16 protein-coding genes are annotated in these 18,209 nt (G+C 49.5%); 14 read left to right on the forward strand and 2 right to left on the reverse strand.

The annotated features are described in order from the left end of the window. Nucleotides 1-57: 57 nt before the first annotated feature. From VSQ30_RS02520 to VSQ30_RS02545, 6 genes are all read left to right on the forward strand, one after another. Nucleotides 58-1,365 (forward strand): IS4 family transposase, encoded by a 1,308-nt coding sequence (locus tag VSQ30_RS02520; protein WP_334461212.1) that lies wholly within the window; start codon nt 58-60, stop codon nt 1,363-1,365. A gap of 202 nt (nt 1,366-1,567) precedes the next feature. Then, the gene (locus VSQ30_RS02525) at nt 1,568-5,794 is read left to right on the forward strand and encodes a VaFE repeat-containing surface-anchored protein (RefSeq protein ID WP_334461756.1); all 4,227 of its coding nucleotides are present in this window, start codon (nt 1,568-1,570) and stop codon (nt 5,792-5,794) included. A 296-nt stretch (nt 5,795-6,090) separates the two neighbouring features. Then, complete coding sequence (locus VSQ30_RS02530) at nt 6,091-6,522, forward strand: DUF3268 family zinc-finger domain-containing protein (RefSeq protein ID WP_334461757.1); 432 nt, start codon at nt 6,091-6,093, stop codon at nt 6,520-6,522. After that, on the forward strand, nt 6,519-7,064 hold the full coding sequence (locus VSQ30_RS02535; protein ID WP_334461759.1) for a sigma-70 family RNA polymerase sigma factor: 546 nt from the start codon (nt 6,519-6,521) through the stop codon (nt 7,062-7,064). The genes VSQ30_RS02530 and VSQ30_RS02535 overlap by 4 nt, the downstream gene beginning before the upstream one ends. A 12-nt stretch (nt 7,065-7,076) precedes the next feature. After that, on the forward strand, nt 7,077-7,514 hold the full coding sequence (lepB, locus tag VSQ30_RS02540) for a signal peptidase I (protein ID WP_334461761.1): 438 nt from the start codon (nt 7,077-7,079) through the stop codon (nt 7,512-7,514). A 485-nt stretch (nt 7,515-7,999) separates the two neighbouring features. Next, a complete protein-coding gene (locus tag VSQ30_RS02545; protein WP_334461764.1) occupies nt 8,000-8,317 on the forward strand; it encodes a helix-turn-helix domain-containing protein in 318 nt (105 codons plus the stop codon). Nucleotides 8,318-8,538: 221 nt separating this feature from the next. On the opposite strand, the gene VSQ30_RS02550 is transcribed toward VSQ30_RS02545, so the two are convergent. Continuing rightward, the gene (locus VSQ30_RS02550; protein WP_334461766.1) at nt 8,539-9,708 is read right to left on the reverse strand and encodes a M56 family metallopeptidase; all 1,170 of its coding nucleotides are present in this window, start codon (nt 9,706-9,708) and stop codon (nt 8,539-8,541) included. After that, nucleotides 9,705-10,139 carry a BlaI/MecI/CopY family transcriptional regulator gene (locus tag VSQ30_RS02555; RefSeq protein ID WP_334461768.1) on the reverse strand — a complete coding sequence of 145 codons (435 nt, stop codon included), beginning with the start codon at nt 10,137-10,139 and terminating at the stop codon, nt 9,705-9,707. The genes VSQ30_RS02550 and VSQ30_RS02555 overlap by 4 nt, the downstream gene beginning before the upstream one ends. Before the next feature lie 352 nt (nt 10,140-10,491). Between VSQ30_RS02555 and VSQ30_RS02560 the strand changes: the two genes are divergently transcribed. The 8 genes from VSQ30_RS02560 to VSQ30_RS02595 all read left to right on the forward strand — a co-directional run bounded on the left by VSQ30_RS02560 (nt 10,492) and on the right by VSQ30_RS02595 (nt 18,033). Continuing rightward, nucleotides 10,492-11,865 carry an extracellular solute-binding protein gene (locus VSQ30_RS02560; RefSeq protein WP_334461769.1) on the forward strand — a complete coding sequence of 458 codons (1,374 nt, stop codon included), beginning with the start codon at nt 10,492-10,494 and terminating at the stop codon, nt 11,863-11,865. A gap of 80 nt (nt 11,866-11,945) precedes the next feature. Next, complete coding sequence (locus tag VSQ30_RS02565) at nt 11,946-12,125, forward strand: hypothetical protein (RefSeq protein ID WP_334461770.1); 180 nt, start codon at nt 11,946-11,948, stop codon at nt 12,123-12,125. Between the two features lie 120 nt (nt 12,126-12,245). After that, nucleotides 12,246-13,643: a radical SAM/SPASM domain-containing protein gene (locus VSQ30_RS02570; RefSeq protein ID WP_334461772.1), complete on the forward strand. Its 1,398-nt coding sequence runs from the start codon at nt 12,246-12,248 to the stop codon at nt 13,641-13,643. Nucleotides 13,644-13,759: 116 nt separating this feature from the next. After that, nucleotides 13,760-14,260: a P-loop NTPase family protein gene (locus VSQ30_RS02575; protein ID WP_334461774.1), complete on the forward strand. Its 501-nt coding sequence runs from the start codon at nt 13,760-13,762 to the stop codon at nt 14,258-14,260. Nucleotides 14,261-14,301: 41 nt separating this feature from the next. Further along, the gene (locus VSQ30_RS02580) at nt 14,302-15,153 is read left to right on the forward strand and encodes a carbohydrate ABC transporter permease (protein ID WP_334461775.1); all 852 of its coding nucleotides are present in this window, start codon (nt 14,302-14,304) and stop codon (nt 15,151-15,153) included. Between the two features lie 311 nt (nt 15,154-15,464). Beyond that, nucleotides 15,465-15,848, forward strand: coding sequence for a hypothetical protein (locus VSQ30_RS02585; RefSeq protein ID WP_334461777.1), 384 nt, complete (start codon nt 15,465-15,467; stop codon nt 15,846-15,848). A gap of 43 nt (nt 15,849-15,891) precedes the next feature. Next, nucleotides 15,892-16,509 carry a hypothetical protein gene (locus tag VSQ30_RS02590; protein ID WP_334461778.1) on the forward strand — a complete coding sequence of 206 codons (618 nt, stop codon included), beginning with the start codon at nt 15,892-15,894 and terminating at the stop codon, nt 16,507-16,509. Nucleotides 16,510-16,521: 12 nt separating this feature from the next. Further along, nucleotides 16,522-18,033, forward strand: a complete 1,512-nt coding sequence (locus VSQ30_RS02595) for an ABC transporter substrate-binding protein (RefSeq protein WP_334461779.1) — start codon at nt 16,522-16,524, stop codon at nt 18,031-18,033. Nucleotides 18,034-18,209: the final 176 nt, after the last annotated feature.

An 18,209-nucleotide genomic window follows, 5' to 3' on the forward strand; every position in this document is an offset into this window, starting at 1 on the left:
TGAGAAAAATATGCGGCGAAGCCCCTTGAAAAATAAAAACTTCAAGGGGCTTATAAAATGAAACAAACCGCAAAAAACTTACGAAAAAAGCTGCTGTCTCAGGTAAGGAAAATGGGAAAGAATCCCCAAATTTACGCCAGCCGGCCGGGACGGGATTTCACCCGCCGCAGGGCGCTGGATTTTGAAAATATCATTTTCTTCTTGCTCACCATGAGCTGTGAAAGCGTGGGCAAAAATCTCATGAAAGCTTTCCGTTTTCAAGAAAAAACACCTTCTGCCTCCGCCTTTGTGCAGCAGCGGAAAAAGCTTTTGCCTAAAGCCTTGGAGGACTTATTTCACAGCTTTTCAAATTCACTTACCCCCGAAAAGAAGTACCGGGGATATCGGCTGCTGGCAGTGGATGGAACGTCCTTGAAATCATCAGCATACCCTGCAGATTTGCTTTCTTATCTGCCCGGAACAGACCGCCAGCACGGTTGGAACAAGCACCTGATAAACGCTCTTTTTGACTTGGAAAACGGCATTTATACAGACTTAATTGTCCAAAAGGAACACGAGAAAAATGAAGGCAAAGCTCTGTGTGAAATGACAGACCGTTCGCGGATTTCAGAGCCGGTTATCCTTTTAGCTGACCGGAACTATGCGTCCCTGAACAACTTGGCGCATCTGGAAAACCGGGGATGGAAATATGTCATCCGCCTGAAGGAAAGGGATTCGGTTTTTGGTGTAAAACTTCCTTGTTTTCCCGAATTTGATATACCCGCAAGCCTCACTTTGGGGCGCCTCACAAAACGAAAACTGGAAACAAGAAATATCCCTGTTCCGGCAGATTATTATAAGCTTACAAGTCAGCGTGTTTTCGATTTCCTGCCTGTAGAAAGCGTTGGCTTTTACCGGCTTTCTTTCCGTATCGTACGCGTAAATTTCTGCAATGGAAAAACGGAAACCTTCCTGACAAATCTGAATAAAAATCAATTTCCGCCCGAAACTTTGAAAGCTCTTTACGCCAAACGCTGGGGCATCGAAACATCTTTCCGCAGCCTGAAATATTCAGTGGCGCTCATTCATCTCCACTCCAAAATTCCAGAACTTATTTTACAGGAGGTTTTTGCTGCTTTCCTGATTTTTAACTTTGCACAGGCAGCAGCCTGGAACGTGAAGCTTTCCTGCCACAACACAAAACAAAAACAGCGCCTCAATTTTTCCGACGCTGTCTTTGCCTGCTGTGCTTTCTTACGGAAACCTTTTCGAGAACTGGAAGGGTTGCTTTACAGAAAACGCTTTCCGGTAAGGCGGGGACGGGCTTTCCAGAGACCTGTTTCCTCGGGTAATCGGATTTCTTGGTTTTATCTTCCGGCACGATAGCGGGGCTCTTTGGGGGCGCTTAACTTAATGGCATTGGAGCAGTGGGGACGATATCCTCTGGCACAGCAGTACAGAACCCGGCAGCGGCAACCAGATCAGCGCTATTACGCCCAAAGCCGCAAACTGTATTTATATCGTTATCAAGATTGAGCCCAGCGACTACAATGTCACCCTGACCAAGACCTCGGCAGACGCGGAGTGCGTGGCGGGTAATAACAACTATTCTTTGGCGGGCGCCACCTATAATGTATATAAGGGCACGTCTGCCAGCGGCACGGTTGTAGCTACTTTCACAACGGACGCCAACGGCCATGCCGAGCTGTCAAAGCCCCTGGGTAACGGCACTTATTCCGTGAAGGAGACCAAAGCTCCCATGGGCTACGCGCTGGACAGCAAGGTCTACACCTTCACCATAAACGGTGCGGATACGTCCCTGGACGTGCAGGATGACCCCAGCCGTATTCAACTGACCGTGCAGAAACGCAGCGCTGGCAGCGGCAATGCCGTCCCGGATGGCGACGCGTCTTTGGCTGGGGCTGTGTATGAAGTCACCTACACAAAGAACGGGCAGACCATTACCGAGCGTGGCACCACCAATGCCAGCGGCATCGTGCGGTTCAGCCATATCCCGCTGGGTACCGTTACGGTGCAGGAAATTACGCCGCCTCCTGGGTACAAGCTGGATCCGACCGTACACACCTACACCGTCACTGGCGATAAGACCACCACGGCGGTCTACGAATTGACCCCCACGGATATCACCGATGAGGTCTATAAAGGCCGCATCAGCCTGCAGAAGATGGCGGAAATGCTCAATGCCGCAGATGTGCCCGAGACGGGCGCTGTGTTTGAAGTGTACCTGAAATCTGCCGGCAGCTATGCTGCCGCCAAGGCTGCGGAACGCGACCTTCTTACCTCCGGCACGGACGGCAAAGCCACCACCAAGCTGCTGCCCTATGGCACTTATATTGTCCATCAGCGCAGCGGCGGCAAGGGCCGGGAGCACATCGACGATTTCGAGGTGCAGATTACCGAGGACGGCGAGACCTACAGCTACAGCAAGACCAACCCCATGAAGTATGGGCAGTTCAAAATCGTTAAGACCTCAGAGGACGGCATCGTAGAGGGCCTGCAGTTCAGGGTGACGCGGCTGGCGGACGGCTACTCCCAAATCTACACCACCGACAGCAACGGTACTATCCTGACGGAAAAGCTGCCCATCTATGAGGACATTGCGGGTACGAAGCTGTTTGAGTATACCATTGAAGAGGTGGAGACGCCCATCCGTTATGTGATCCCGGAAAGCCAGACGGTGACGCTCACGGAGGGCAGCACGGCGCAGGTGTCTTTCCACAACATTCTGAAGAAATTTACGTTGAGCGTGGACAAGGATGACCGCGAGATAGGCGGCCCCCAGGGCAACGGCACGCTGGCCGGTGCCTGGTACGGCGTTTTTCTGGATGGCGAGCTGGTAGACCGCTACCAGACCGACGCAGAGGGCAAGTTCACCACCAAGGAGTACATCTGCGGCTATAACTGGGAACTGCGGGAGATTGACCCCTCCGAGGGTTATCTGCTGGACGAGGAACCCCACCACATCCCCGCAGAGCCTGATAACTTCACAGAGGAACACAACCCCATTGATATGGCCGTCACCGAACAGGTAAAACGCGGCGGCATTGCCATTGAGAAGCGGGATTTGGAGTCTGGCTTGCTGACACCTTTGGGTGGGGCCAGCCTGGACGGCACGGAGTTTGCCATCACCAACCTGAGCACCAATCCGGTGAAGGTAGGCGAAGGTGAGTTTGCCCCCGGCGAGGTGGCGCTGACACTTATCATCAAAGACGGCGCAGCCCAGAGCGAGCCCAATGCCCTGCCCTTTGGCAGCTACTCCATCCAGGAGGTTAAAGTTGGCGAAGGTTATCTGCTCACGGACGGCGAGCCCCGGAAGTTTGATATCACCGAGGAGGGCCAGTTGGTGGAGTACAAAGAGGGCGATGCCTGGTACAACCAGGTCAAGCGCGGCGACCTGGAGTTTGTGAAGGTGGCGGAGGACGATATGCACCGGCTGGCAGGCGTGCCGTTTAAGCTCACCAGCCAGACCACCGGTGAGAGCCACATCCTGGTGACAGACAAGAACGGACAGGTCAGCACGGCAAACGGGTGGAACGCCCATAGTGAGAAAACCAATTACAACGATACTGCCGAGCCCGGCACTTATGATGATTTGGCAGGTGTGTGGTTCGGCTTGACCACTGAGGGCACCATGGTGGATGTGGACGATGAACTGGGCGCGCTTCCCTATGACAGCTATACCTTGGACGAGCTGCGCTGCCCGGCCAACGAAAACTATGCGTTGGTGCACATCGAGGATATCGCCATCATGCGCAATATGGTGACTATAAATCTGGGCACCATTGACGATGCTTACGAGGAGCAGCCCGCTATCTCCACTACCGCTGCTGGGACTGATGGCGGCAAGCTGGTCAGTGCAGAGCAGGCGGCTGCTATTATAGATTCTGTCTCTTATTCCGGCCTGACACCCGGCAAAAAGTTCACCCTCAAGGGTTGGCTGATGGACAAGCCCACAGGCGAAAAGCTGTTGGTAGACGGCAAGGAAGTCACGGCGGAGAAGGAGTTCACACCCAAAGAGTCCGGTGGCGTGGAGGATATGACCTTCACCTTCGATGCCAGGCAGCTTGGCGGCCATGATGTGGTAGTATTTGAAGAATTGTACCTGGATTCCCAGCTTGTCACCGGCCACGCCAATATCGAGGATATTGGTCAGACCGTGACCATCGAAGAACCCCAGCTCAAGACCACTGCCACCATCAACGGCGAAAAAGAGGTGGACTGGCAGGGTGAAGTCACGCTGACCGACACCGTGCTGTACACCGGCTTGACCCCCGGCAAGACCTATCAGGTTAAGGGCGTGCTGATGGATAAGTCTACAGACGAGAAGCTGCTGGTAGATGACAAAGAGGTTACGGCTGAAGCGGAGTTCACCCCGGAGAGCGCTGATGGCAGTGTGGATATCGAGTTCACCTTTGACATCACGGGCCTGAAGGGCAAGAGCATCGTGGCTTTTGAAACGCTGTATAAAGACGGCGTGGAGCTGGCTGTTCACGCAGATATCAACGATGAGGACCAGACAGTGAAAATCATCGGGCCGGAAATCGGCACCACAGCCACGGTGGATGGCAAAAAAGAAGTTGACCCGCTGGGCGAGGTCACCCTGACCGATGCGGTTGCTTATACGGGGCTGACCGTCGGCAAGGCGTACACGGTGAAGGGTGTCCTGATGGACAAGGCCACAGGCGAGCCCCTTCTTATTGATGACAAACAAATCACTGCCGGAACACAGTTTGTAGCAGCGGAACCCGAAGGCACCGTTGAGGTGCTTTTTTCTTTTGACGCCAGTGCCCTTCGTGGGAAAGACGTGGTCGTCTTTGAAACTCTGTACCGGGAAGATGTGGAAGTTGCTTCCCATACCGACATCAACGATGAAGGCCAGACTGTGCAGATTCATGACCCTGAAATCGGTACCACGGCTACTGTTGACGGCGAAAAGCAGGCGGAACCCACGGGCGAAATCACGCTCATTGATGAGGTAGCCTACTCCGGCCTGACGCCCGGCAAGACCTATCAGATCAAGGGCGTGCTGATGGATAGGTCTACAGGCGAGAAGCTGCTGGTGGATGGCAAGGAAATTACCGCCACCACGGAATTCGTCCCGGATGAGTCCTCTGGCACTGTACAGGTGCCCTTCAAGTTTGACGCCTCCGGCCTGCAGGGCAAGAGTATTGTGGTGTTCGAGACGCTGTACTACCGGGATATAGAATTGGCAGTTCACGCAGACATTGAGGACGAAGCTCAGACAGTCTCCTTTGGCGCGCCGGAACTCAAGACTACCGCGACTATCGGCGGCAAAAAGGAGGCTGCCCCCTCCAAAGACATCGTGTTGGAGGATGTGGTGGCCTATACTGGCCTCACCCCTGGTAAGGAATACAGCGTGAAGGGCGTCCTGATGAACAAGGCCACAGGCGAGAAGTTCCTGGTAGGTGATAAGGAAGTTGCGGCAGAAGCCGTCTTTACCCCGGAAACGGCTGACGGCGAGGTCACGGTCACTTTCCACTTTGATGGTAGCGCCATCACCAGGAAAACCGAACTGGTTGTCTTTGAAACCCTCTACTTAGGCGACAAAGAAATCTGTACCCATGCCGACCTGGAGGATAAAGACCAGACTGTGACTATTGTCCCGCCCAGTGACACCCCCGACGTGCCCAAGACAGGCGATGACCGCAGTGTCCTTCTGCCCCTGATTACTCTGGGTGCAGCTATCGCCGGGCTTGCTGTACTGGGGCTGGTTCGGCGTAAGCGCAGAGGAATCCCTCAGACTGATTTTGAGGATGAGATAGACAGCGAATAGAAATAAAGTCGATGAGATATACAAAATTATATTTCTATTTAGCTTGACAAATCCCACCTGACGTGTTATACTATTTGTATAAATAGCTTTACGTTCAGGCTCCCGGATGGATAGCGTACCGGGACGGGCCCTCCGAGGGAGTGGCCCCCAATAGCGTAGGCAGCAGCGGGAGTATCCCGCTATTTATAGACATGGCCGGAAGGCTGCATAGAACATGATGGGTTATTTGCTATCCAGATAGCTCTGTGTTCTTTGCGGGCTTCCGGCTTTTTTATTTTCATAAAGGAGTTTTGGCCATGAAAAAACATAAAAGGAAACAGCAGATGCGCTGCCCCTATTGCGGCAGCCCGGTGGTATTCCGCAGCGCAGACGGTATTTATAAAGAAAACAGCAGCGGAGCCATGCTCTATGTGTGCAGCCGGTACCCGGAGTGCGATTCTTACGTCCGGGCCCACCCCGGGTCGGGTGCCCCCATGGGGAGCCTGGCCAACCACGAGCTGCGAACCCTGCGGCGCACGGCCCATTATTACTTCGACCAGCTTTATAAATCCGGCCGCATGAGCCGCGAGGATGCTTACCGCTGGTTGGCGGATAAGATGCGCACGCCACTGTCGGAGGCGCACATTGGGCATTGTGGGGAGTATTACTGCAAACAGGTGATCGAGGAGAGCAGGCGGGTCTTGGGCACGCGTGTCAAAGAGAAGCCGGAGAGGAGGGGTGCGTCATGAAATTGACAAAGGAACAGCAGGCACGCGTTGAAGAGAACCTGGGCCTGGTCTACAAGGTGCTGGGGGACAAGCTGGGCGGGCAGGCTGCTGTGGGCTGCCATACTCGGGAGGATTTGTTTCAGATTGGATGTATCGGCCTGTGCAAAGCTGTGGCTACTGACAAAGGCGGCACATTTTCTACATATGCTTATAAACTCATCTGGCATGAGATCTGCGACGCCCTGAACTACGCCAACTGTCGGCGGGTGGAAATCGTGCAGGAGGAGCCGTATGCGGAGAAACCGGCGGAGTCCGTGGACAAGCTGGCTGAACTGCGGCTGGATATGTTCTCCGTAATCGGGAGGGCTCGGCAAGCAGCACCTCCGTCTACTGTCCGGGGATTGGACGCCATGCTGCTGATGGCGGAAGGCTACACCTGTAAGGAGATTGGTGAAAAGCTGGGGGCAAGTGATAATCTGGTGACCGCATGGGTGTCGAAGGCCCGAAAGTTCTTGAAGGACCGGCCGCAATCTGCAGCGGTGATGGAGGCTTACGCGGCGTAAAAATCAAGAGGGATGCTGAGACTGGAAGGTTTCAGCATCCCTCTTTTTTGTTTTGGAGGAATTGGTATGAGAAAAAGGTTAAGATGGATTGTTCCTGTGGCTGTAATGACAGCCGTGTTTGTGTTGTTCCGATTTGTGCTGTTTATTGGGTATGTGCCTACTGAATCCATGGAACCCACCTTGCATAAAGGGAGTATAATTATCGGCAGCCGCATTTTTGGCGAGTTGAAGGTGGGCGACATCATTGTGTTCCGGCATGAAGGTAAGCTGCTGGTAAAACGAGTCGCGGCGGTCGGCGGTGATATGGTTATGCACAAGGAAAAGGAGATTGTTGTTCCAGAGGGATGCTTATATGTGGTGGGGGATAACCGGGATGCATCCTGGGATTCGCGCTTTTGGCTGAATCCATTTGTCAAAGCCGAAGCAATCTCAGCGCTCTATTATTCTTGAGAGTCCGGGCTATTTTGGCTTAACTCCTTTATGGCTTCCCTTATGGCCTTGCTGACTTCTTTCCGCTCGTAACGATTCAAATAAAGTGCATCGCATGTGAAAGAACTGATAGACCGCATATACTTGAGATGTTTCCATTCATCCCGTGATTCTGTTGTACCTACATACCACGGGGAATCAATGGGATCCCGGATAATCTGGCCTTTCCTTTCCATTTGACGTAAACAAAGGCAGCTTGTGAATCTGAAGATGAAAAATTTATCCTTCATCAGAGTATCTACATTAAAGGGTTGATGCGTTCTCCAGTACGCCCGTAAAATTCTGTTTTGAGTAAAAGTAAGTGTAAATTTCATATTGGCACCTCAAGCCGAAAAAACCAGGTTCCATTTTTAATAATGCGTAAACTGTAAAAATCAAGAATAAAAAGGTTTTAATTATGTATATCCGGGTAAAAAATAAGGGTATGTTTATGTATGGGTGATTAGATGGAAAAATATGCAACCTTTATTCGAAACAGGATTACAGAACTGCGTCTGAAAAAAGATGTGTCGGAATATCAGATGAGCCTAGATATTGGCATGAATCGGAACTATATCCAGGGGATTTCCTCTGGCAAATCCTTGCCCTCTATGGAGGCTTTCATAAATATCTGCGAGTATTTTGACATCACCCCCATGATGTTCTTTGATGCCGAAAACCGCAATCCGGGCTTAGTTCATCAGGCTCTGAAGGAAATGCATGACCTTGACGAAGAGGACTTGGAGATGCTGATAGGCTTTATAAGACGGCTTCACAAAAAGTAGAATTATGTCATATTCATGTAAAAGCGGCGTAGAAACCTTTGTGTTCCTGCGCCGCTCACACTTTTTTCATGTTAAAATGCATCCATCCAATAGGGGTCTTCCCAGCGATTTCGCGTGACGTTCCAACGCCGATACTGCATTTTCCCGTTATAAACACGCGTTCTCACCTCAATTACATCAGCCAATGGCATTATACCCATAAATATTCACCTGCCTTAAATTTAGTTATCTATTATCTTATAGTCATATTCATGTAAAAACTGTGCAAAATCTTCGGAAACAGAAGCCACAACGTTTCCCTCATGTATTACAGAATAACTTCCATCTTCATTTTTTTGAAGATAGGAGTCTTTGTTTGAAAGTCCCGTATAGAATCCGTCACCAATGGGTTCTTCAATTTCCTCTCTCGGCGGTTCATAGCACGGCTGAATAACAAAAGAATAAGAAAAAATCATCAGCACAGCCATGATGAGAGAGGTAAAAGCCATCGCCAAAGCAATACGCCTGGGCCGGTGCTCATAGTTCAGTATGGCATCTGCCCGCTGCATCAATCTTTTCCCGCCATCCAGTGAAAGTTCGGCAATCGCGAACATTTCAAAGAAATTGCCTTCCTTGTTCTTCGCGTAGAAAGCTGTACTCTCCAGTGTCCGTACATATTGAACCCGCCCGTCCAAATCACGTTTCTTCGCAATAGCCAAATCACACTTTAACTCCAGTGTCTGGTTCAAGTCATACTTGAGCAGGTAAACCAGAGGGTTCCACCAGAATATATCGCGGAGCAGTTCGACCAGCAGCTTCACCCAGATGTCACGGTTTATCCAATGCGTAAACTCATGCTCCAGCGCGTTCTGATAATCCTCACTGGAATAAGGGTAAAGCGGGAATAAGACGATGGGACGAAAAAAGCCAGTCACGGTTGGTGAACGGACAATGCCTGTCATGTAGATGGTGAACCCGGGCAGGCCCATCTGTTCAGCCAGAGCCTGCGCTTCTCCATACGGAGAACCGTCATCTTCTTCCAGTGGTACAAACGAGTACAGAAGTTTTCTGAATTTGCCGTAAGACCAGAGGAATCGGACGAAGAAGAACACCGAGCCGAGAATCCAAACTACGCCTCCAAACTGCAAAGGCGTAACTGCCAGACCGGGGACAGGCGATGTAAGGAAGTCATCCACGCGGGTAACAAGTTCACTGCCCATAACAACGTGCGTGAATGACAGCATCTCAAGAGGGAAAAAGCAACGTGCCAGAGTGCAGACAATTACACCAAGCAATGGCCACACGCCAAGACAAACAATCAGGTTCCGGCTTCGACGGCACAGGCAAAGCAATAAAACAAAAACACTGCTCCACAGCACCGCCATAAGAAAAGAGTAAATGGAAAAACTCACTCTTCCTCACTCCCCTTGTTTTCTTCTCTTCTCTTTTTGATGAGCTTCTCGATACCGACAAATACAGTTTCCGCATCAGCGGTATTGGAAAGATCAAGCAGGGCAGAGAGAATTTCAGGGATGTCCGTAAGCTTATAGTCTTGCGTGGTGTGTACCTGTAGGGCAAGGAACTCATTGCGGGACACGGTAGGCGCATAGCGTCGCGCGTTTTTCCGCCCCATGCCCATGTTGTCAACAGGGACAAGGTACTCTTTTGCAATCAACTCATTTATAAGGATATGAAAAGAGTTTTTTGCAAACAGTGGATTTTCTTCATCCTCCATCGCTTTTTCCAGAATCTCCTGCTTATTAAGAGGACGTGGAGAGTTCCACAGGATTTGCAGGAGAGCCAGTTCGGAAGACGTAACGGAGGAACTGGGGCGCTTTGGCATAATTTTAATAACACCTCCTCATCGTTAAAATAGTGGAATGGGAATAGAATTCGGAAAAACACGGGCGACCTGTCTTTATTCCTAAGCATCAGGAAAATGGAATGACATAGTGTCATTGAACAGGGTGTAATTCCAAATTGTACTTCAAGGATTATTATAGCGTTTTCCCGTTCTGCTGTCAATACCCTGTAATTAGGAATTCCAAAAATAAAAAAACCAAATGGATTAGAATATTTTTTTTATCTTGAGTATTGACAGGAATCTCGAAACATAATAAAATATAAATCGGGAAAATACAAGAAGGACAAACGTGATAGTTTAGATAGAGTTTACACATCAGGAGGCGTCTACGATGAAATCCCCAAAGATTATTTCGCTGATTATGGCAGTTCTCCTTTGTACATCCGTTTTCACGGGGTGCGGGCAGAGCGAGGAGGACAAGAAGTTTGACGAGCTGACCAAAACCAGCTCTGCACCGGAATCCCAACTGGAGACGGAAAGCGAAGCCTCCGCTCCGGTAGAGGACGATGCCGACATCAGCGGGACGCTCACCCTTAAGACGCCAGACAGTTTTTATTGGGAAAGGTGGATTAAACATTTTAACAAAAAGTACCCCAACGTAAAGGTGGAACTGGTAGGGGTGGGTACAGACCGGACAGAATATGCCCAGCAGACCATTGTGGAGCTGATGGGCGGCGAAGCCCCCGCAGACCTGGTGGACTTGAACTATCTGCCCTATTACGGCTGCGTGGAGAGCGGCGTCTTTGAAAACCTGCTGGAGTGGATGGACAACGACCCCGTGGTCAGGAAGGACGAATTGTACACAAACGTGCTGGACGCCGTGACGTATCAGGACAGCATGGCGGGCCTGCCGCTGGCCTTTCTTGCGGGAGGTATGCGGCTGAATAAGAAATATCTGGAGGCGGCGGGCGTGACCGGGACACCCGAGACAGCCAGCTTCCCTGAGATGATACAGTGGTATAATCAGGCTGTGGATTCCGGCGCTGTGCCCAAAGACGGCTTCTTTGTGGGCGGAACCTACAACCCCTACACCTGCTTCCAGACCGAATACCAGCGGTACATGAAGGAGAAGGAAGGAGCTGCTTCCTTTGATGACCCCTCGTTTGCCGAAACCCTGACGGCCATGAAAACTGTAAGCTGGAACAACATACAAGAGTTCCAGCCGGAATACAGCAGCCTGAAAAGCCTGGAAATGGCGGACAATGTTTTTATGGACGATTCCGTGGACGAAATACTGAGCGCGGGACACACCCCGCTGTGTGAGGAATCGGATTCGGCCACGGCTGCCATTCAGCTTGCCGCATCGGACGGCACCATTCAGTTCGGCGCGGTGGTGGGGCCGGTGGGCATCCCGGTTGCCAGTGAGAATAAGGAGTTGGCGTGGCGTTTCCTGCGGTTCTTCCTCAGCGAAATGGAACTGGAAGGCCAGCTGCCCTATGAGGGCGATTACTTCGGCCCCACTCCGCTGAACCGCCGCAACGCATTGGAACTGGCCCGGAGCGTGTTCCTGGACGACAAAGCCGCTGTGGAAATGGCAGACCAGTGGGCCAGCCGGGTGAACGCCATCAGCCTACTCACGAATAACAATGTGTTGATGATAGATATCAATGAAATTTTCAATCAATATTTCCAGAATGATCTGCTCACTCCGGAGCAATGTGCGCAGAAAATACAGGAGCGAGCGGAAATGTTCCTGCTGGAGTGAGGAATATTGTACATTCAAACTTTGAAACAAAAGCCCACGTGCTTTTGTTAAATAATTAAAATCGGAAGGAGGTGTAACGGATGAAAAAGGAACTGAAGAAGTCGGTTCGGAAGGATTCTCTCAAAACATATTATGCCTTGAGAGGTACCTGCGGAGGTTGCGGCCCCTGTGGGTGTAAAGGTTGCCCTTCGAACTACGCGACGGCAACAAAAACCGAATATGGCAATCTGGTTGGCTACGTCGAGTCCTATGGCTACTAAAAGAAGATAAAACGTAGCGGAGAATGCTATACATCGAGGGGGGCTGCGGTGGTTAAACTCTGGAGTCTCCCTCGATGTCCTTTTAATAACAGAACTTTTCAAAACTGGAGAGGTGAAAGAATGCCTTTTACAATATTTAGTACAAAAAGTCACTCATACCTGTATGATCGCCCCGAAAACAAGGTGGTTGAAATCGACAAGGAGATGTATGACGCTCTAAAGGGAAAACAGGGCAACGAAATTCGTCAGGCGGCGATAAGCAAAATGCAGGCTAAAGGGCTATGCATGGATAACAGCATAGAAACCATAGAACATCCATTCACGAAGGATATCGAACTGCATTTGAACGGCCGAATGGAGCAGGTGGCACTTCAGGTCACCCAAAATTGCAATTTGCGGTGCGAGTACTGTGTATATTCGGGTAAGTACAACAACCGAACACATTCCAATCGGCGGATGGATTTGTCAGTGGCGCTTTCTGCAGTGGACTTTTTGATGGAACACTCTTATTTGTCTGACAGGGTTGTTATCGGCTTTTATGGTGGAGAGCCACTGTTGGAGATAGAGTTAATCCATAAGGTTGTAGAATATGTTAAGGCGAAATATTCTACTAAAGCAGTCAGGTTTGCGATTACAACCAACGCCACGCTTTTGACGGAAGAAGTAGCAGAGTATTTTGACCAGAACCATTTTATTGTTATGGTAAGCTTGGATGGCCCCAAGGACTTGCATAACAAACACAGATGTTTTATAGACGGTCATGGTTCTTTTGACCTGGTAATCAGAAACCTTGAGAATATTCAGAAAAATCATCCAGACCTTTACGCAACCATGTCTACAAATACGGTGCTGAGTCCGGATATCGATTTCAAATCAGTAGAGGATTTTCTGATTAAGGATAACATAATTGGGAAACTGAACAGTAAAGTGAGTTTGTTAAGCGATACAGGTCTGGATGAAAAAATCAAATTTGACGAAAAAACTGCGGCTTATCAGCAGGCCGGCGAAGTTGCTCAGATGCTGGGTATGATTGGAGAGGTGGAAGTACCCGAGCAGTACTTGATAATGGGGGATTATCAGACTACACTCAAGGAGACCTATGATGGATTGACGATAGGAAATTATAAGGTTAAGTCCGCAGCGCCGTCTGGGCCTTGCATTGTCGGAACAAGCAGGTCATTTTGTGATGTAAATGGGCGTTTGTTTCCGTGCGAGAAAGTCAATGAGAGTAAAGAAATGTGCATTGGGAATATCTTTGAAGGCTTTGACATAGAAGCTGTGAGAAGAATTCTAAATATAGCGCAAACGACAGAAGCGGAGTGTAAAAAGTGTTGGGCGTTTCCTTTTTGCACGGCGTGTGTTGCTGCTTCATTGGGTGGTAATGGCCTTAGCAGAAAAAAACGTCTTTCAAAATGCGCAAACATCCGCCATGCTGCGCAGGAAAGACTGCGTAATGTTATGATTCTACAGGAATATGGTTATGACTTTAACCAATATGATATTCAGAAAGGCGAATAGGAATGGAAACACTACTTGTTTATCCCTTTTGTAGGGAGGTAAGCGATTTTTTGCGTTGCTCAGATATGGTGGTAAACTACAGTTCGATTCTTCCGGTATCCTTGGATAGTTTGGCCATGACGGGCAAAGATGCAGGAGTAAGTGACGGGGGTGGCATAACAGGCCATCTTGTCAGGAATGACTTCAGAACGGCCTTGAGTGAGGCAGATGCAGTTTTTATTTCAACTGCCCCCATGATTTCTGATATTGATATATATAGGGAGCAGGTCGATCTTACGATTAAAAGTGGGAAAAAACTCTTTGTAACTGAAACACTTTCGCAGCTTCTGGGAGACAGTTGTTCCACGAAGGGAATAGAAGTGTTGGGATATGAAGATGTCAAGATTAACCCAGACAGATTCACCAATCTTTTGTCTTTACCAGTTCCCATTATTTTTGTCATGGGAACTGGAGAAAATTGTGATAAATTCACACTGGAACTGAAACTTGGAAAGTTTTTCAAGAGTAAGGGATATCATGTTCTGCAATATGGAACAAAACCATTTAGCAGGATGTTTGGAATGAAAACCGTTCCAAGGTTGCTTTTTGAAGACCGGTCTGTAAAATCAAAAATCTAGGATAAGTAAAAGAGACTCCAGATGCACATATGAGGTGAGGTATGAAGAAAGACAAGGTTTATTGGCTGTTTTTATTGCCCAGCCTGCTGGGCGTACTGTTGTTTTACGCCATCCCGTTCCTGTTTTCGCTCTACTATGCGCTGGTAGACAACATGGGCGCGCAGGAGTTTGTGGGGTTGCAAAACTTTATCGACACGCTGACGAACTCCCTATTCCAGTCGGCGGCGCTGAACACGATTATTTTTATTGGACTATCCGTCCCGCTAAGCATGGGGATTTCTCTTTTCTTATCCCTCTGCCTGCAGGGCATGAAAAAAGGCCGCGTGCCCGCCACCATGCTGATGCTGCTGCCGCTGGTTGTACCCTCGGGCACCATTGTGTATTTCTGGAAGGTGCTGTTTGATTCCAATGGGCTTGCACAAAAATTGCTTTTGCAAATGGGCTTCAGCCACGAACTGGTGTCCCAAAACGGCTGGGCCATGGGCGTATTGGTGACCGTGTTCCTGTGGAAGAATGTGAGTTATAATATTGTGCTGTTCTGGTCGGGGCTCAACTGGATTCCCAAAACATACTACGAGCAGATGTCCCTGGAAGGGGCGGGGAAGTGGAGGCAGTTCACCAACGTGACCTGGATTTATCTGAGTCCCACCACATTTGTAGTGCTGCTGATGAGCATCGTGAACTCCTTCAAGGTGTTCAAAGAGGTCTATATGCTTTACGGGGCGTATCCTAGCCCGGATATTTATATGTTACAGCACTATATGAACAATCAATTTCTCTCTTTGAATATGCAGAAGCTCTCTAGTGCAGCATATATCTTATTCCTGGTTATCGGTGTGATTTTGCTCATCGTTTTCTACTTGCAGAAGCGTGTCACAGATGCGTATCAGTAGAAGACATATCGGGATAAAAATGGAGGACAAAATGAACACACCTAATATTCACTTATTCAGCACATCGGAACATTTCTATTTCTATGATGTGAATAAGAATGATCTCGTGATGATACCTTGCCATGTCTATGAGATGCTAAAACAAGGATCGGAGAATAATGAAGCTCCCGAAATCAAGGAATTAAAGCAGCAGGGGTATCTGCGCTCGGATTATGTAAAAACACAGGAACATCCAGTTACTCCATATTTGGAGACCCGGTGCAATATTTCCGTACAGTTACAAATATGCGGAAGACTACGGCATTTTGGGTATGATGATAAACTATGCGGTGCCACCGGACGCTGCTGTGCTCTGCGCGCTATGTCCGGTGGAAGAGGATTCCAGTATGTATTTTGTTGGGACGGATAGACTCTTCAAACATCATTTTGGCGTAGATGTCGCCTATCATTTTGTCTCAAGATATACATTTGATTTTTCTTCAGTCGAAACACAGAAGAAATATGAGTATCTTACCCTCCCGCAAAAGTTTGTGCAAGATCAGCTGGAAAAGGTCAATCCCAATACTTGTAGTGCTGCTGGTGATTTAATGGGAATTAAACTTGCTATGCAAAATATTATTTCTTCTTTATCGGGCACTAGCATGAAAGATAACAATAATAATCAGGGGGGATTGAATGGATGTACGCCAAGTTAAGTTTTTTAGATGGATAGTCTTTGTAATGTTGGTGGCATATCTTGTGGCTATTTCAATTTTCACTGTTTACTCCCAAACTGGCTACATAGCAAACCTTCCCGGCGTGAGTCTGACCCGACCTGCCAGGCAGGAGATTCCCTACGAACTACACTCCCAGGCTACCGTGCAAGAGGGACAGCTTGTGTGCCATATTCCCTTTGGCAGCGGCGTGCCGGGAGAGGTGATTTTACCCGGGCAGCAGGCAGCCGTTTCAAAAGACGGTGAAGAATTCGGTAAAGCTGTGGTGGACAGGCAGGAAGGAACGGTCTATGAACGCACCGGCGTGACCTTTTATCTGGAAATCACAGAAGGTGACTTGCAGGAAGGGGAAACCGTGAACATCGCCATAACGGGAGAGACAAAAGCCTACCCGAGCGCAGTGCCTCGCGCGTCCGTACACTATAATGAGCGCGGCGAAGCCTGCTTATACACGGTAGAATCCCAGCAAGGGCCATGGGGAACAAGATTTGTCCTGCAAGAAGAAGCAGTAGGAAATGTGTGGCCCCCCAATAATGACAGTGAATATGTACTTCCATCTACGAACATCGGCAAGGCCCCCATTGTGGTGAATTTAGAAGGGGACAGGGCCTACCCAGGGATGGAAGTGCGGTTAATTGATTAAGGAGGAAAAGTTATGAAAAAAAGGACAATCGCTTTCGTTTTGGCTTTGCTGCTTTGTCTGACGGCCTGCCAGTCTGACCAGGAAGCCATCTACTCTAAGTACACGGAGGAATCTTCTCTGCCCACTTCCAGTCCGGTGCAGGCAGATGCAAGCGAGCCGGTAGAGAGCGAAGCAGAAGAATCACCGAAAAAGGAGCTCTCTGGAGAGCTGACCATTTCCGATATGCGGAAAATAGCGGACTATGGTACGGACGCGGTAGTGTCAGCTTTCCAAAAAGAATATCCAAACGTGAAAATCACCGTGGACTACTCCCTGCCCGAGGGGGAGCGGCTGACCACGGAAGCGTACACGGCCTACTCCCAGCGGCTGGCAACCCAGCTTATGGGCGGCGAGAGCGCGGACATCATTACGTATTGGGACGGCATGGTTTCTGCCAAAAATATTGCTGAAAACGGCTATGCGCTTGACCTGTACGAGTGGATGGACAACGATGCAGATTTCCACAAAGAGGACTATTTTGCGAACCTTTTTGAAGCCCTGGAGTATAAAGATAAGCTGTATCAGCTCCCTGTGCTGTTTAACTACACGGCGGTAGTGCTGAACTCCCATATTACGGAGGAACTGGGATATACTTTCCAGCCTTGGGACAAAATTGATTACCAGACGATTATTTCTATTTATAAGGAAGCGGATGAAAAGGGCCTGCTGGCAGACGGTTTCACCATGGAGTTTGAAGATTTGATGAACGGCGGTTATCTGTTTCAGGAAGTGGTGTACCCCGATTATTTTGATGAGGATACGGACATGGTGAATTTTGATTCGCCGGAGTTTATCCAGTATCTGACCGACACAAAGGCCCTGCCTTCTAACCGAAAGATGGAAGAAGGAGCAGGCATGGTGGGCGGCGGCATGACCATGCAGGATTTCGCTCAGTCCAATGCGGGCGGCAATACTTCCCTCACGCTGTCAACCGGCGTGAGCATGGTGGATTTCCCCAACCTGGTAGAAGAAATTGAGGGCTGCACGCCACCCTTACTACTAATGTCGGAGAAGGGGACTTGTACCTTTGCCAGCGGCTTGCAGTATATGGTGTCCGCGTCATGCAAAAACCCGGAACTCGCTTGGGAATTCTTGAAATTCGCCATAGGCCATGTGGAAAACCCCGGTTATTACACAGTGCTGGAGGGCGGTACAGACTTTACCACCGGTTATTTGCCGGTGGAGAAGGCCAACTTCCGCGCATTCTCTAAATTGTATGCACAGGTGGATCAGGCTTCCCGTTCCAACCCGGACGGATGGATGACCGGCTTTAATTCAGAAACGGCACCGTGCCCGCTGGATGATGCTTTCCTGGAACAAGCAGAACGGGCCGCGGAGCAGTTTAATGTCCGGGCTGCCATGCCCTACGCGCTGGGGACCGTGCTTCAGCCTATCTTGAACCAGTATTATGACACGGACAGCCTGTCTGCCGAGGAATGTGCCCGGCAGATGCAGGAGAAAGCTGAGATTTTCTTGGCTGAATGATTTGAGGTAGATATACTGTCAGCTATGCAATGACCCAAGTCGAAGGAGGAACAGCAAATGAAAAACCAGAAACTAGTTAAGAAGAACACGAACGCTCAGAATATGGTTTTAGAGCAATATTATGTCCCGTGCCAGTGCGATGGGAGATGCCAGTGTTCCTGCGGCAACATTCCGCT

The organism is Acutalibacter sp. JLR.KK004 (assembly GCF_036941085.1).
In the GTDB taxonomy this organism is placed as follows: Bacteria; Bacillota; Clostridia; order Oscillospirales; family Acutalibacteraceae; genus Acutalibacter.

Excerpts from the sequence above, each read along its gene's own strand:
- VSQ30_RS02520 (WP_334461212.1), top strand. The coding sequence starts at position 58 with ATGAAACAAACCGCAAAAAACTTACGAAAAAAGCTGCTGTCTCAGGTA.
- VSQ30_RS02530 (WP_334461757.1), top strand. The coding sequence starts at position 6,091 with ATGAAAAAACATAAAAGGAAACAGCAGATGCGCTGCCCCTATTGCGGC.
- VSQ30_RS02535 (WP_334461759.1), top strand. The coding sequence starts at position 6,519 with ATGAAATTGACAAAGGAACAGCAGGCACGCGTTGAAGAGAACCTGGGC.
- lepB (WP_334461761.1), top strand. The coding sequence starts at position 7,077 with ATGCTGAGACTGGAAGGTTTCAGCATCCCTCTTTTTTGTTTTGGAGGA.
- VSQ30_RS02545 (WP_334461764.1), top strand. The coding sequence starts at position 8,000 with ATGGAAAAATATGCAACCTTTATTCGAAACAGGATTACAGAACTGCGT.
- VSQ30_RS02555 (WP_334461768.1), bottom strand. The coding sequence starts at position 10,139 with ATGCCAAAGCGCCCCAGTTCCTCCGTTACGTCTTCCGAACTGGCTCTC.
- VSQ30_RS02560 (WP_334461769.1), top strand. The coding sequence starts at position 10,492 with ATGAAATCCCCAAAGATTATTTCGCTGATTATGGCAGTTCTCCTTTGT.
- VSQ30_RS02565 (WP_334461770.1), top strand. The coding sequence starts at position 11,946 with ATGAAAAAGGAACTGAAGAAGTCGGTTCGGAAGGATTCTCTCAAAACA.
- VSQ30_RS02570 (WP_334461772.1), top strand. The coding sequence starts at position 12,246 with ATGCCTTTTACAATATTTAGTACAAAAAGTCACTCATACCTGTATGAT.
- VSQ30_RS02575 (WP_334461774.1), top strand. The coding sequence starts at position 13,760 with ATGACGGGCAAAGATGCAGGAGTAAGTGACGGGGGTGGCATAACAGGC.
- VSQ30_RS02580 (WP_334461775.1), top strand. The coding sequence starts at position 14,302 with ATGAAGAAAGACAAGGTTTATTGGCTGTTTTTATTGCCCAGCCTGCTG.
- VSQ30_RS02585 (WP_334461777.1), top strand. The coding sequence starts at position 15,465 with ATGATGATAAACTATGCGGTGCCACCGGACGCTGCTGTGCTCTGCGCG.
- VSQ30_RS02595 (WP_334461779.1), top strand. The coding sequence starts at position 16,522 with ATGAAAAAAAGGACAATCGCTTTCGTTTTGGCTTTGCTGCTTTGTCTG.